The organism is Thermococcus aciditolerans (genome assembly GCF_008152015.1).
Lineage (GTDB): Archaea > Methanobacteriota_B > Thermococci > Thermococcales > Thermococcaceae > Thermococcus > Thermococcus celericrescens.
This window is the reverse complement of the sequence record NZ_CP041932.1, coordinates 240,313-253,884: the sequence shown is the minus strand read 5'-3', so window position 1 is coordinate 253,884 and position 13,572 is coordinate 240,313. Positions and strand designations below refer to the sequence as shown.

The 13,572-nt window shown below is 53.4% G+C and carries 15 protein-coding genes; 7 read left to right on the top strand and 8 right to left on the bottom strand.

The genetic code is table 11. The features are described 5' to 3' along the window. Positions 1-2 precede the first annotated feature (2 nt). Together FPV09_RS01330 and FPV09_RS01325 are read left to right on the top strand one after the other, a co-directional pair. Positions 3-476 carry an Lrp/AsnC family transcriptional regulator gene (locus FPV09_RS01330; RefSeq protein WP_148882087.1) on the top strand — a complete coding sequence of 158 codons (474 nt, stop codon included), beginning with the start codon at positions 3-5 and terminating at the stop codon, positions 474-476. A 21-nt stretch (positions 477-497) separates the two neighbouring features. After that, positions 498-3,095 carry a DEAD/DEAH box helicase gene (locus FPV09_RS01325; RefSeq protein ID WP_148882086.1) on the top strand — a complete coding sequence of 866 codons (2,598 nt, stop codon included), beginning with the start codon at positions 498-500 and terminating at the stop codon, positions 3,093-3,095. Positions 3,096-3,099: 4 nt separating this feature from the next. Here the strand turns inward: FPV09_RS01325 and FPV09_RS01320 are convergent, their stop codons facing one another. Continuing rightward, the gene (locus FPV09_RS01320; protein ID WP_148882085.1) at positions 3,100-3,906 is read right to left on the bottom strand and encodes a DUF63 family protein; all 807 of its coding nucleotides are present in this window, start codon (positions 3,904-3,906) and stop codon (positions 3,100-3,102) included. 104 nt (positions 3,907-4,010) lie between these two features. Here FPV09_RS01320 and FPV09_RS01315 point away from each other — a divergent pair, with 104 nt between their 5' ends. Both FPV09_RS01315 and FPV09_RS01310 read left to right on the top strand, forming a co-directional pair. After that, entirely contained in the window at positions 4,011-4,397 is a 387-nt protein-coding gene (locus FPV09_RS01315) for a V-type ATP synthase subunit I (protein WP_148882084.1), read from the top strand. Positions 4,398-4,449: 52 nt separating this feature from the next. Further along, positions 4,450-5,085, top strand: coding sequence for a hypothetical protein (locus FPV09_RS01310; protein WP_246112285.1), 636 nt, complete (start codon positions 4,450-4,452; stop codon positions 5,083-5,085). On the opposite strand, the gene FPV09_RS01305 is transcribed toward FPV09_RS01310, so the two are convergent. The 3 genes from FPV09_RS01305 to FPV09_RS01295 are packed head-to-tail and all read right to left on the bottom strand — an operon-like array spanning position 5,082 to position 7,397. Next, entirely contained in the window at positions 5,082-5,843 is a 762-nt protein-coding gene (locus FPV09_RS01305; protein WP_058939071.1) for an energy-coupling factor transporter transmembrane component T family protein, read from the bottom strand. The two genes, FPV09_RS01310 and FPV09_RS01305, sit on opposite strands and share 4 nt — an antisense overlap. Further along, positions 5,840-6,631 (bottom strand): energy-coupling factor ABC transporter ATP-binding protein, encoded by a 792-nt coding sequence (locus FPV09_RS01300; protein ID WP_148882083.1) that lies wholly within the window; start codon positions 6,629-6,631, stop codon positions 5,840-5,842. Before FPV09_RS01300 ends, FPV09_RS01305 begins: the two co-directional genes overlap by 4 nt. Then, positions 6,597-7,397: a biotin--[acetyl-CoA-carboxylase] ligase gene (locus tag FPV09_RS01295; protein WP_246112284.1), complete on the bottom strand. Its 801-nt coding sequence runs from the start codon at positions 7,395-7,397 to the stop codon at positions 6,597-6,599. The genes FPV09_RS01300 and FPV09_RS01295 overlap by 35 nt, the downstream gene beginning before the upstream one ends. 70 nt (positions 7,398-7,467) lie before the next feature. On the opposite strand from FPV09_RS01295, the gene FPV09_RS01290 reads away from it, so the two are divergent. Further along, positions 7,468-7,986 carry a biotin transporter BioY gene (locus tag FPV09_RS01290; protein WP_148882082.1) on the top strand — a complete coding sequence of 173 codons (519 nt, stop codon included), beginning with the start codon at positions 7,468-7,470 and terminating at the stop codon, positions 7,984-7,986. 7 nt (positions 7,987-7,993) lie between these two features. Here the strand turns inward: FPV09_RS01290 and FPV09_RS01285 are convergent, their stop codons facing one another. Both FPV09_RS01285 and mobA read right to left on the bottom strand, forming a co-directional pair. Then, positions 7,994-9,046, bottom strand: a complete 1,053-nt coding sequence (locus tag FPV09_RS01285) for a pyrolysin (RefSeq protein WP_246112283.1) — start codon at positions 9,044-9,046, stop codon at positions 7,994-7,996. An 87-nt stretch (positions 9,047-9,133) separates the two neighbouring features. Continuing rightward, positions 9,134-9,730, bottom strand: coding sequence for a molybdenum cofactor guanylyltransferase (mobA, locus tag FPV09_RS01280; protein ID WP_148882081.1), 597 nt, complete (start codon positions 9,728-9,730; stop codon positions 9,134-9,136). A 116-nt stretch (positions 9,731-9,846) separates the two neighbouring features. On the opposite strand from mobA, the gene ppcA reads away from it, so the two are divergent. Further along, positions 9,847-11,268, top strand: a complete 1,422-nt coding sequence (gene ppcA, locus FPV09_RS01275) for a phosphoenolpyruvate carboxylase (RefSeq protein WP_148882080.1) — start codon at positions 9,847-9,849, stop codon at positions 11,266-11,268. 68 nt (positions 11,269-11,336) lie between these two features. Continuing rightward, positions 11,337-11,798 (top strand): DUF1931 family protein, encoded by a 462-nt coding sequence (locus tag FPV09_RS01270; protein ID WP_148883586.1) that lies wholly within the window; start codon positions 11,337-11,339, stop codon positions 11,796-11,798. On the opposite strand, the gene FPV09_RS01265 is transcribed toward FPV09_RS01270, so the two are convergent. Both FPV09_RS01265 and FPV09_RS01260 read right to left on the bottom strand, forming a co-directional pair. Continuing rightward, positions 11,786-11,983 carry a hypothetical protein gene (locus tag FPV09_RS01265; RefSeq protein ID WP_394343841.1) on the bottom strand — a complete coding sequence of 66 codons (198 nt, stop codon included), beginning with the start codon at positions 11,981-11,983 and terminating at the stop codon, positions 11,786-11,788. The genes FPV09_RS01270 and FPV09_RS01265 overlap by 13 nt on opposite strands. Before the next feature lie 87 nt (positions 11,984-12,070). Then, the gene (locus tag FPV09_RS01260) at positions 12,071-13,492 is read right to left on the bottom strand and encodes a hypothetical protein (protein ID WP_148882079.1); all 1,422 of its coding nucleotides are present in this window, start codon (positions 13,490-13,492) and stop codon (positions 12,071-12,073) included. Positions 13,493-13,572: the final 80 nt, after the last annotated feature.

Genomic DNA, 13,572 nt, shown 5'->3' with positions numbered 1-13,572 from the left:
CGATGCCGGGAATAGACGAGAAGGACAGGGAGATACTCAGAATCCTTCGGAAGGAGGGCAGAATAACCCTAACCGAGCTTGGGAAGAGGGTTGGCCTATCCCCAGCCAGCGTGAAGAACAGGGTAGAAAAGCTGGAGAAGCTCGGGGCAATTAAGGGCTACTCCGCCATCATTGACCCGGCTTTCCTCGACGAATACGTTCAGGCGTTCTTTGAGCTCAAGCTTGCCATAGACGACCACACTATCGACCCGATTCTGAGACGGGTTGCCAAGCTGGATGAGGTTCAGAGCCTCTACCGGCGCAGCGGCGAGAGGCAGATACTCGTGAGGGCGAGCTTCCACGACACGGATGAGGTCAAGGCCTTCGCGGGAAGGCTCAAACGGCTCTTCGGCAAGAACCTGGAGCGGGTGGAGGTTACGCTCATAATAGACACCTTCAAGGAAAACTGGGTGTCCTGTGAGACGGGGAAACGCTGATCGCTTGGCGAGGGAGTGAGAATGCTCTTCGTCGTGAGACCCGGGAGAAAGAAGAACGAGCTTGAGGCATTCTTTATCGAGAACGAGCCGGAAAAGCTCACCGCGATGAAGAACCTGAAGGCTGAGAGGATATACCGCTTCATAATGCGCGAGGGGAGGCTCTTCAAGGTTCTTGAGGGAAGTCAGTATCGCAATCCGAAAGAGATAGAGAAGCTTCTTCGCCAAGCCAGAATCGTCCTGGTGAACGCCGACGAGTGGGAGGACTACTTCAGGAGAAGGCTCCAGAACAAGAGGGTTGAAAGGGCCGAGCTCTGCCGTCTCTGCCTCCTCGACGGCAGGGTAACCGTTCTCACCGAAGGAAACCGCATTAAATATCATGGCGAGTACATCTGCGAGAGGTGTGCGGAAGACGAGCTGAAGAGGGAGCTCCGCTTCAGGTTCAGGAGCGTTGCCATGTTCGACCAGGCAAAGAAGCTCCTCGACAGGTTTAGAGACCTCGATAAGGTTCTCTACGCCTTCGACCCCCGCTTCGACCCGACGAGGCATCCGGAGATAACCAAGTGGGACGAGCTGAAGGCCAAGCACGTGCGCGTTGAGAAAATTCTCCTCGACGAGCTCCCGCTTCCCGAGAAGTTTAAATCCGTTCTCAAAGCGGAAGGTGTTAACGAACTCCTCCCGGTTCAGAGTCTGGCAGTAAAGCACGGCCTCCTTGAAGGCGAGAGCCTCCTAGTAGTTTCCGCCACGGCGAGCGGAAAAACCCTAATCGGCGAACTGGCCGGCGTCCCAAAGGCCATGAAGGGCCGGAAGATGCTCTTCCTCGTTCCCCTCGTCGCCCTGGCCAACCAGAAGTACGAGGACTTCAAGCGGAGGTACTCCAGGCTCGGGCTGAGGGTGGCGATAAGGGTTGGAATGAGCAGGATAAAGACCCGGGACGAGCTTGTGGTGGTTGATACAGGCATCGATGCCGACATCATAGTGGGAACCTACGAGGGCATAGACTACCTCCTCAGAGCTGGGAGGAAGATAGGAAACGTCGGAACCATCGTGATAGACGAGATACACACCCTCGACGACGAGGAGAGAGGGCCCCGCTTGGACGGGCTGATCGCGAGATTGAGAAAGCTCTATCCGAGCGCCCAGTTCATAGGCCTGAGCGCCACCGTCGGAAATCCCGGCGAACTGGCCAGGGAACTGGGGTTAAAACTGGTGCTCTACGACGAGAGACCGGTGGATTTGGAGAGGCACATAATCATAGCTAGAAACGAGTCCGAGAAGTGGCGTCACATAGTGGTTCTCTGCCGGGCGGAGGCGATGAGGAAATCCCGGCAGGGCTACAAGGGGCAGACGATAGTCTTCACCTTCTCGCGCAAGAGGACGCACGAGCTTGCCGCTTACCTCACGAGCAAGGGCCTCAAAGCCAAGCCCTACCACTCCGGTTTACCCTACAAACAGAGGAAGCTCACCGAGATGGAGTTTTTAGCCCAAAGGCTCGACGTCGTTGTAACCACGGCGGCGTTGGGAGCCGGCGTTGACTTTCCCGCTTCACAGGTCATCTTTGAGAGCCTCGCCATGGGCAACAAGTGGCTGAGCGTGAGGGAGTTCCACCAGATGCTTGGGAGGGCTGGAAGGCCGCTCTACCACGAGAAGGGCAGGGTCTACCTCATCGTTGAGCCTGGGAGAAAATATTCCGCCCAGATGGAAGGCAGCGAGGACGAGGTTGCCTTCAAGCTTTTGACCGCTCCAATTGAGCCCGTGATGGTGGAATGGAGCGACGAGCTTGAACAGGACAACGTCTTGGCCCACTCCTGCGTCTTCAACCGGCTCGACGTCATCGAGGACATTCAATCCAAGTGCCTCGGTGCCAACCAGAGCGCGGAAAAGGTTCTCGAAAAGCTTGAGGAGCACGGCTTCGTCCGGCTCAAGGGGCCGTCTGTGGAGGTCACGCCCTACGGAAGGGCCGTGAGCATGAGCTTCCTCCTGCCCAAAGAGGCGTCATTCATAAGGAAGGACCTCGGGAAGAAGCCCGCCCAGTGGATAGCAGTCAAGCTTTTGCCGTTCGAAAACCTTTACCTGAGCGGAACGCTCCAGAGGGAGCTTGAGGGGGCAGTTAGGGGAAGGCTGAGCGCCAACGTCTTCTCGCCGAGCTTTGCCTCGATCCTTGATGAACTTGATCGAGTTATCCCCGAACTCAGCCCCAACGCGGCGGAGAGGCTCTTCACGCTCTACCAGGAGTTCTTCATGTGTCCTGAGGAGGACTGCACCGACTACGCGATGGAGCGCGTTAGCAATCTGATAATCGAGCTGAGGAGGAACGGTAAGCACCCAACCCAGATAGCAGAACACTTCAGAAAGGTCTACGGGCTGATAGTCTATCCTGGAGACGTCTTCACGTGGCTCGACGGCATCGTGAGGAAGCTTGAGGCGATAGAGAGGATCGCGAGAGTCTTCCACGTGAGGAACGCCGAGGAGGAGGCGAAGGTTCTGAAGAGGGAGATTGAAGAGGGCAGAACGATACGCAAGGACTACGGGGACAAGAGAGGCCGGAGAGACCAAGGAAAACCGAGGAGGCGGAACCAGACCCGAAAAGGACTGGATAGAAGAGGAAAAAGGAGTGGCTGAAGGCTCAGCCTCCTATCTGAAGCACCAGCTGGGCCGGGTCCCTTATGGCCGGCCCTAGGCCGAGGATGTATATTGCGAGGTACCAGAAGCGCCTCTCCTCTTCGTCTGGCACAAGGTATTTGAGCCCGTAGTATACCACCACAAGTATCAGGGTTATCCACGGGTAGTATGAGTATGCCCCCAGATGGTTCACCAGGACGTTTTCCAGCCAGTGCACCTCGCGGTAGCCGTAGAAGTGGATGGCCACGACAGTCGAAGCTATATCGAAGTAGTGGGCGAGAACCGGGTAGAGGTAGAGCCTGTCAAAGGGCCTCCACCGGTAGAACGCGAAGACTGCAGCAAAGCTGACTGCGGTGTGGATGAGGGTCAGCCCGTAGGGCTCCCAGCTTTTGGCATTGATCACCAAAAGGTAGTTGGCCCAGAGCGCCAGCAGTGCCCCCCAAGCAGTCGTTATTTTCGGATAGGTGCCCATTTTTGCGTCCGCCGCGAGGGCGGGGAGTATCAGAACGAACGCCGTAAAGAATATACCTGGAGTAAGTATGAGAGGGTTCTTTGGAAGAACTCCACCGTCAACGAGTGCCCTCACCATGGAGCCGAAGATTACCATGGGAGTAACTGCCAGGAAGAGCCTCTCATCGACCTTTATCCTGAGGGGCTTGATTATATACTTATATGAGTATATCACTCCAAACCCCAGCAAGAGGGCATACACAAGCGTGTTAACAGGGTTGTAGCCGCTTCTCGTGAACATCGGCTCCCAGAAGTATTTGTATATGAAACCCCACAGTTCATTCCACAGTAATTCCAGCATCTCTTTCCCCCTGCCTGAGTCGCCCTTCCTGTTTAAAGGTCTTTTGGGGACAAAAAAGAAAAGCTGATAAACGGTGGGATTTTAAAAATGTAAGGGGTGATAAAATGCCGTACGGACCTGCGATGGTTTTTGGTATGGGCGCCGCGATGATACTGGGCTTCCTGTTGGCGCTCTTCATAGCGGCCCTGTTCCTGTGGATGGCCGCGAAGCTCATCGGGATCAAAAACGCATCGATAGGGAAGGCGATGATTGCAATACTCGGAGGAGGTATCCTGGCGGCCATCGTTGGCTCTCTGGTCGGAGCGGTTCTGGGACCCCTTGGCCCCATAGCGGCGTTCATTACGAACCTGTGGGTCATCAAGGCGGTTTTTGACACCGGCTGGCTCAGGGCATTCCTCGCGTGGATACTCTCAGCCGTGATAGCCGGCATTGTGATGGTAATCCTTGCGCTCCTGGGAATATTCACAATCGGCGCACTCGCGGCGCTCTGAGTTTCTCTTTTTTGGGTAAGGTATAAATATTCCCAGCGCGCTAGACTATGTGATGCCTATGTTCTTCAAACCGGCCGAGCTCCAATCCAGGGAGGTGAAGCCCTTCGATGGGTTCCCCTTCGGCCTCAGCGAGGGAAGCCTAGCGGGGATAATCTCAACCGACGAGCTGGCCGAGACGGCTTTTCTGTACCACCTCGTTGCAAACGCCCTTGAGAACGGTCCCGTTTATCATATCGGGCCGGGGACATCGTTTTCCGTTAAGGTTCTGAAGCGCATCACGGAGGACGTTTCCAACCTGTACGCCGGCAACGTCTACTCCATCGAGGAACTCCTCCAAGCGCTCAACGTCGTTGAGGATGGCTCCCTCGTGGTGGTTTCTCCGTTCCCTGCGCTCCTCAACCGCTCCGCCGAGGGGGTAGTGGAGGTTAGAAAGCTGGTTGACAGAAAGGGACTCATCCTGGTTCTGGGACACACGACCATGGAGCTCAACGAGCTCGACCTTCCCGGCGAGTTTAGGCGCCTCTACGACCTGCCGGAGATATTCGAGGCGCTGGCCGTTCTGAGAACCAGCTCCTACCGCGGTCACTACAGGCTCAACATGACCGTCCTGAAAGCGCCCCCCGACTACGTCTCCGCCGTTGGGGACCACTCGATACCGATAGACTCCCTGATAAAGCCCCTTCTCTAGCCGTATATGCTAACGTGGCCGAGTCCCAGGCCGTAGCGGACGTAGAGCGCCAGTCCGAAGAGGATTAATATAATCGCAGTGGCCGCGTAGTCCCTGCCCGTCATCTCGATATCGTAGAGGAACGTTCTCTTCCTGCCAGTCCCGAGCGCCCTGCTCTCGAGGGCTATGCTCAGCTCGTGAGCGGTCTTGAGGGAGGCAACGAGCAGGGGGATGAGAACGGCGGTCATCTTCTTTGCCCTCACGAGGAGATTCCCCTTCTCGACTTCCCAGCCGCGGCTCCTCTGGGCATCGGTTATGTTTCTGGACAGCACGTAGAGTGTCGGAATGTAGCGGAGGGCTATCGAAATCGTCAGACCAAACTCGTAGGGCATGCCCAGCCTCACGAAACCTAGTATTAGGTCGCGCTGGGTTGTCGTCATCAGCAGGAGGAACGTTATCAGCGCAAATGTGAGCAGCCTCATGGCGAAAGAAACACCGAAGAGCAGTCCCTTGAGCCTCGGCTCGTAGATGATGGGCCATACCACGAGGGTTATGATAACTATCGGCAGGAGGGGTTTGAGGAGCTTTATCTGCTCCCGTATCTCGACCCCGCCGAGGAGCCTTCCGACGAGCAGGAAAGCGAAGAAGAGAGGTATCAGGATTTTGGGGTCGTTGTACAGCATAATCGCCGCTATCCCGGCGATGGTACCGATTATCTTGACCCTGGGGTCGAGGGAGTGCAGTGGAGAGCTCTTCTCCGTGTAGAATGGATAGATCATACCGCACCACCCGCCAGGGCATCGACCAGCTCACGAACGCTTCTCACGAAACCCACTCCCGCGCCTTCGCTTATCCTGAGAAGTTCGGGCTTCTCAAGTCCGAAATCATGAAGCTCAAGCGAGAAGAACTCCTCCACGGGGCCATCGAAGACCTTTCTGCCGTCGTGCAGCAGGAGGACCCTCTCGGCCAGCTCTAAAACCAGGTCCATATCGTGGGTTATGAGCAGTATCCCGTGCCCCTCGGAGCGGAGCTTCCTCACGGCATCGATGACACTGGAGGAACTCCTCGCGTCCAGTCCGGTTGTTGGTTCGTCCAGGATAAGGTACTTCGGCTTCATCGCCAGAACGCAGGCTATCGCCAGCCTCTGCTTCTCGCCGCCGCTCATTGAGTACGGTGTTCTCTCCCAGTACCCCTCCAGATTGACCAACCTCAGCGCCCACCGAACCCTCTCTTCAATCTCCTCCTCACTCAGTCCGAGGTTCCGCGGCCCGAAGGCAACCTCGCGGAACACGTTCTCCTCGAAGAACATGTGCTCGGGGTTCTGAAAGACGTAACCCACCTTCGTGCTCAGCTCGGCGACGGTGTGTTCGCGCGTGTCCATACCGTCCACCGTCACCCTGCCCCGCGTGGGCTTCAGGAGGCCGTTGAGGTGCTTCGCGAGGGTGGTTTTTCCGCTCCCGTTGGGGCCAACTAACGCGACTATCTCCTCCCCCATCTCGAAGCTTACTCCCTTCAGAGCTTCCCTACCGGTCTCATAGACGTGCCAGACGTTCTCCACCCTCAGCATCGCTTTCCACTTCCGTCCCGGGATTTAAAAAAGTTCCCAGTGAGCTCATGAGTTCGCCGAACAGAACCCTCGAGACCTCCAGAAGGGACGGTGCGTCCCCGAGTATCTCCGCAACCGAGGCTGCACCCCCCGGCACGGGATTGGAGACGTTGAGGCCCACCCCGATGACGGCGTACCTCACCCTGTCCAGCTCACCCGCAGCCTCCACCAGCACGCCGGCCGTTTTTCTCCCCTCCACATAGACCCCGCATTCCCGCCACTCCGCTTCGATTCCATAGCGGGACAGTGTCCGAACAATCGCGTCGAGCGTCGGGGGCACCAGTTCGGACACATCCGCCAGCCTCATATCCGGTCTGAGGATAACGGAGAAGTACAGTCCTCCCCTCCTGGATGCCCAGCGGCTCCCCCTGCGTCCCCTGCCCGATGTCTGCTCCCGGGCTATGACAAACGTCCATCCAGGCTCCCCATCCTCTGCGAGCTTCCCTGCAACGTCCATGGTCGATGGCGTTCTCAGAACGTAGTAGCTCCTCACGTCCAGCTCCCATGGGTACGGCTCCCCGGGCTCAGAGAGGAGCATATAGCCCTTCCTGGAGGAATCTATGGTGTAGCCGAGGGCGGTCAGCTCCCGCACATGCTTCCATACGGCGACCCTGGATACTCCCAGCTCCGCGGCCATAGTGTCGCCGGATACCCTCTCACCCCTCCGGAGTATGCCCAGGATGCCCCTCTTAACACGGCTGTCCCTGATGAGTCCCCTCATGGCCATCGAGTTTCGTTAACTAAAACATTTTAAAGATTAACGTCTGCCTGCGGGTGATGGAAAGGAGGGTGGTAGGATGAACAATAGGGACGTGGCGTTTGCGGCGCTCTTCGCCGCCCTGACGGCGGTTGGTGCTCAAATAAGCATCCCTATAGGCCCGGTTCCGATAACGCTTCAGGTTCTGTTCGTTCTCCTCGGGGGGCTCGTTCTTGGTGCCAGGCTCGGCTTTCTAAGCCAGCTCGCTTACGTGGTCATGGGTGCGGTGGGGATCCCCGTGTTTGCGGGCCCCCAGGGCGGCTTCGCCGTCCTCTACGGGCCGACTGGGGGCTACATAGCCGCGTTTCCAATAGCGGCTTTTATAGCAGGATACCTAACGGAAAAAACGGAGAAAAAAGCGGGGATGCTCGCAGGCTCCCTGGGCGGCATCGCGGTCATCTATCTCCTGGGCTGGCTCAGGCTCGCTTTCTTCATGAATGGGGACTTTGAGAGTGCTTTCAGGCTTGGGGTGCTGCCCTTCGTGCCGTTTGATATCCTAAAGGCTACCGTGGCGGTGAGTGTAGCATGGGCGGTCAGAAAAATGGTGGAAATGGTGTGATGGCAGATCACGGCTCTGCCATCGCATCTTTCAGGGTTTTTACTGCCTGCTTCTGATGAAGCGCCGCTTCCCGCATATCAGGCAATATCTGGAGTTTCCTCAGGTTCCCAAGAACCGGTCCGTATCTACTTGCATTGGTGTAGTACTCCGCCGCGGTTGAATTGTAGCCCTGCGCCATCATGAGTGTCTCGTTGTCCAGCCCACCCTCAACGGCCTCGAGATAGAGTGCGTTGTATTTTTCAAGAAGGGCCGTGTAGCGGCGGTAGTAATAGAAGTTGAGCATCATAAAGCTCACTCTCCGGGAGCTTACGACGGGTGCCGGGGTTGAATAACCGAGGTTCAGGGTCACCATTTCCTTATAGAAAGCGGCCCAGTCGGATCCCATTCTTGCAACGCTGTACTCAATGGTCAGACCCGTTACGAAGACCTTACCGCTCCCAAGGGAGTACAATACTGTGCTCGGCTTGGTGTTGTCGGGGGTTCCCAAAGGCGCCTGAACGGTGATTATCTCTGCATTCGCTGGAAGGCCTACGAAGTAACCGTGGCTTGCATAGCTACTTGTGAGGGTTGTACTGTTGGCAAGTACATAATCGTGGCTTGAATAGCTCTTCCTTATCTCCACCCCTCCGGGAAGCGGTGTAGTCCACAATCCGCCGCCCCATCCCCAGTTGGCAGCGTGTATCTCAAGGACATTTCCGGCCCTTACATATTCCTCAAGTTTGTCCATCTGAGACCCTATCTCATCGTAAAACTGCTGTCTCTGGTCACTGACAATGACGATCATGTCGTATGTGTCTATAAGATCCTGAGATGTTTTGCTCTGAAGTTCAGTACTCGTCATAACGTCGTATGGTACCCCCATGTCCGTGAGGGTATCCTCAACAGCAGGCGTACCCCAGGCATCAGAATTTTTCAAAATCAGTACGTTGTAACCCGTCAGCGGTTTGGCCGAGACGGATGGTGGGCCAATCATGGCCATTAAACTAAACAACACAAGCAACGATAACGCCGCGCTCAAAATTTTTTTCATAACAACTCTCTCCCTTATGGTCCGAACCAAGTAGAAGCACTTTCGGAACTTCTACTCAAATATATTATAGACTTTACACTATTTAAGCTTTCCTACACAATCTTGAAAAATTTTCAATCACGTTTGTCCTTCCCGCTTGAGGGTCTCGACCGCGAACCTGATGTCGAAGGAGTTCCTTACCCTGAAGAAGCTCAGCGTCACCTTTGGGTTCCTCTTTGCCAGCTCCTCAATGGACAGCGGTTCGTAGTCGAGGAACTCCGTTACCCGGTTCAGATTCCGGTAGCCCTCGGCCAGGGCCACCTCAATGGCATCGGCAAGGGCGTCAGGCTCGTAAACCGCATGCGTAACCTCCGCCGTCCCGTCCTTCCAGACCGGTATCAGCGCCTCCGGCTCGTTCTCGTAGAAGAGTCCGGTCATGTAGTTCACGAGGAAGGGCATTATCAGTGGCATGTTGCCCTCGGCCAGAAAGAACGGCTCCCCGGGGAGGGCTTTCAGGAGGGCCTCCATCTTGCTCCTCGCGGAAACAGGAAGGGGATTCGAGACGTGAAGGGAATAAGTCCTGAGCTTGTCCTTTCTGACCACCGTGATGACCTCATCTATCCTCTTGCTCGTGAGGAGCCTCCTCTCCGTGAGCCTGACGACCGGCTCATCTGCAACGGGCAGGGTGTAGTTCTCCCACCGCTTCTCCGGAAACGCCAAGATGTACACCCTCATGGGCGGAACTAGGGCGGGCTGTTTAAAAACCTTTTTCCGGCTTCCTGTCATTTATACAAGTTTTTCTCCAAAAATTTGAATTATGTCGGTTCTTTGTCGGTTTGGTTGGAGAAACAATGCTAAAAACGATGGGTACTCAGCACTTCGACAACGTATTTATTCCCTTTTTCGCGGGCAGTCCGACTATGGGCGGTGAGGACGAGGTCGTCGGGGCTTTCTACGCCTTCAGCGTCCTGGGGATAGATGAGCAGATGTGGGACTTCGAGGGCAAAGAAGTCGATGAATTCGTCGTCAAGAAGCTATTCGAGCGCTACGGCTATTTCTTTAAGCGCAGAAAGCTCGGGAAGGAACTAAGACTGACGCCGCGCGTTCCCAACCCCAGCGTCGAGAAGGCTGAGGCGAAGCTCCTCCTCGAGACCTTGGAGGCTATACCCCGGTCGGCGGACTACGCGAGGCTGTTCTACGGGGAAGAGCTTCCGCCGATATTCGAGGTCATCCTTCCGATGACAACCTCCTCCCAGGAACTGAACAGGGTTTACGAGCTCTACAGGCACTACATAGCCGGAAAGCAGTACAAGAGGGTTCATGACATCAAACTCCACGAGTGGATAGGGGAGTTTTATCCCCCGGAAATAAGCGTCATCCCGCTCTTCGAGAGCAGGGAGGCGATATTGGGCGCGGCGGACATCGTGAGGGAGTACCTCGGCGGGAAGGAGGTCGAAGGTCAGCGCGTTTTCCTTGCCAGGAGCGATCCTGCGATGAACTACGGCCTCATAAGCGCGGTGCTCTACGACAAGCTGGCGCTCTTTGAACTTCAGGAGCTTGAGGAAGAGCTCGGAATTTCAATCTACCCGATAATAGGCGTCGGCGGCGCGCCCTTCAGGGGGCACTTTACGCCGGAGAACGTCGATGGGGTTCTAGCCGAATACCCAAGCGTCCAGACTTTCACAATTCAGAGCTCGTTCAAATACGATAGGACGCCGAAGGACGTCATAAAGGCCGTTGAGCGGATCAGGGAATCAAAGAGGAGGGAAGCGCAACCCGTTCCGGAGGAGGCGTTTGAAATCCTTAAGAAGTATGAGACCAGGTATTCGGAGGAGCTGAGGGCACTCGCCCCCTTCATCAGGGAGGTCGCGAAGTTCGTCCCGTCGAGGAGGCGGAGGAAGTTGCACATAGGACTCTTCGGTTATTCGCGCGAGGTGAACGGCTCGGCCCTGCCGAGGGCAATAAAGTTCACGACCTCGCTCTACTCCCTCGGAATCCCGCCGGAGCTTCTCGGCCTGAGCGCGCTCAACGAGCGGGAGCTTGAGCTTATCGGCGAGCACTACCTTGGCCTTTACCGGGACATCGAGTTCGCCTTCATGTACTTCAACCCCAGGGCCGCAGAGAGGTTCCCCTTCCTCAAGCCGCTGGTGAAGATGGCGAAGGAATACGAGAGGGACGAGAGGCACGGGGAGATAACCTCAAGAGTCCTGAGCGGAGAGCTGAGCAGCGAGCTGATAGTTGAGGCGGCGGGGATTAGGGGGTTTTTGGGATAACCCTCGGCGAAAGTTTTAAATACAAAAAGTTATTAAAAAATAATGACAAAACCGCAGAGGTGATGGCGATGTCAGAGATGGTTATCCCGTACCCCCAGCTCCAGAAGATTCTGGAGAAGACCTGCGAGCTGGCGGTCATCAAGCCGAGGGCGGAGGAGATGATGGAGATAGTGGAGAAGAAGCTGAGCGACCTCTTTGAGGTGGCCTACGAGAACGCCAAGGCCGAGCGCTCGAGCACCATAAAGATGCGCCACATACCGATCACCAAGGGCTTCAAGAACAGCCTTAACCTCTTCAGGGCCGTCATCGAGGACGAGAAGGTCCAGATCGAGCCCATCAGGAAGTACGTCCTCAGGAAGATACCCGGCGACATCCCGCTCGAGGAGGACGTCGTCAACGAGCTCCCGATCATAGCGGGAACGCTCTTCGTGCTCGTCGGAAGGGTCATCAAGACCCTCCACCCCGAAATCAAGAACGTCTACCCCGAGCACATCGAAGAGGCCAAGAGGATTCTGGACTATACGCTGTGAAGGTTCAGCTCCCTGAACTCTTCCTTTATCCACTCGAAGTGTTTATCCCTCGTGACGAGCGTCAGCTCTCGGTTTATCGCAACGGAGGCAACGACGGCATCGACCGCTGGAACTGGCGTTCCTCTTTTGACCATTGCCTGAGATATCTTGATTGCGAGCAGGTAGTCTTCGAGGCTCGGCGTTATTACTGTTAGTCTGAGCTCAAGTGCTCTCGAAGCATGCTATCGCCACACAGAATTATGTGAATTTATGATGTATTGTAATAATGTGTATCATAGTTGATGCGAACTTCTTATGATGATTTGCTCTGCTATAAACCGGATAAGAGGAATTTCTTTTTGCAACTCTTTATCATGCTTGAATGGGATATATTTTGGTAATTTTTTGATATTTCCTTTGCTGGATTTATGCATATCTTTACTATGGACGATAGCATTTCTAGTAGCGTATATCCTTTGTGCGATAAGTTCAAGTATCTTGTCTTTTTCGTTTGTCCAATCTATTTTGTCCCCGCCAGAGAATTCTACTTTGTGATTTTGATAATAGTCTATTAATGAGGGGTCATACTCTTCAAGTAACCTTTTAATTTCATCGATATCCACGAATTTCTTGAGTGTGAGTACCAACGCTTCATGTTCACTTTGATTTTTGTGTTCGGACTCGATTCTTTTCTTGATGTTTGAATAGAGTCGTAATAAATCTTTTCTACGTTTATACGAAAAATATGGGCTTGTTATTTCATCTTGGATCATTTTGAGTAAATCGTCGATATATACCCTCTGGAAAAAGTGCTCGAGAATGTGATAAAATGACAGGAATTGGAGGACGGGACTATCTGCTGAAATTGCCATTTGGTAGTGATAGACCAAATCTGGTATATATCTTCTTCTGGGGGGTTCTAATTCATCAGTTCTACTTCTCCGTAGACGTCTGAATCTTTGTACTCTGTATAATTCTTCAAAAGAAGTAACTTTTATTATTGCAATATCCAAGTTATATGCTAAATTAAACAGAAATGCATCTCCAATTTCTTCGAAATACTCTATACTACGATTATCTTCCTCGGCCTCAATTTTTAAGGTATACCTGAATGGTAAGGGGAAATTGTCTTTCAATAATGTAAGAATATCTTTGCTTTCTATATCCATTATTCTTTTTTTGAAGTCATCATCGTTGATTTCATTATCCACTCTGGTCTCAAATGCCCAGTACAATTCGTGGCGTATTTTTCTCCTTATTTCATGAACTGCATACTCAAAAAGCCTCTTTTCTTTGAGTTTTAATAAAATAAAAAGCAAATACAAATCTGACAACAGACCAACGCTATATTTAATGTTATTTGAGGGATCATTTAGCTGAGGAATTCTAGAAAGTACTCTCTTTGTTGTTAGGAGATGCTTACCAGCAATCTTCACTGGTACTTCATATAAATTTCCAGTATATAATATTGTCTCAGCAAGATTCTCACTTGTCTTTGGTAGGTTATTGATTCTATCTAAAAGAGCCATTAGCAGTTTTTTGTTAGTTTTCCACTTAATTTCCTTAATATTTCCGTCAGCAAGTTTAACAATACCACTCAAATAAATGTACTCTTCATCTTCATTTAAGCTAAACCCATCTTCCCGGTGGAACGTACTATTAAGAAGCTCATAGAATTTAGATAAGTTTGGATTATTTTCTACTATTTCGTCCATGGATTTCCACCAATGTAGTATTGTCTATTTTAGGTTAATAAATTTTATGAAAGGGACAATTCTCCAGAATTGCCCGAAAC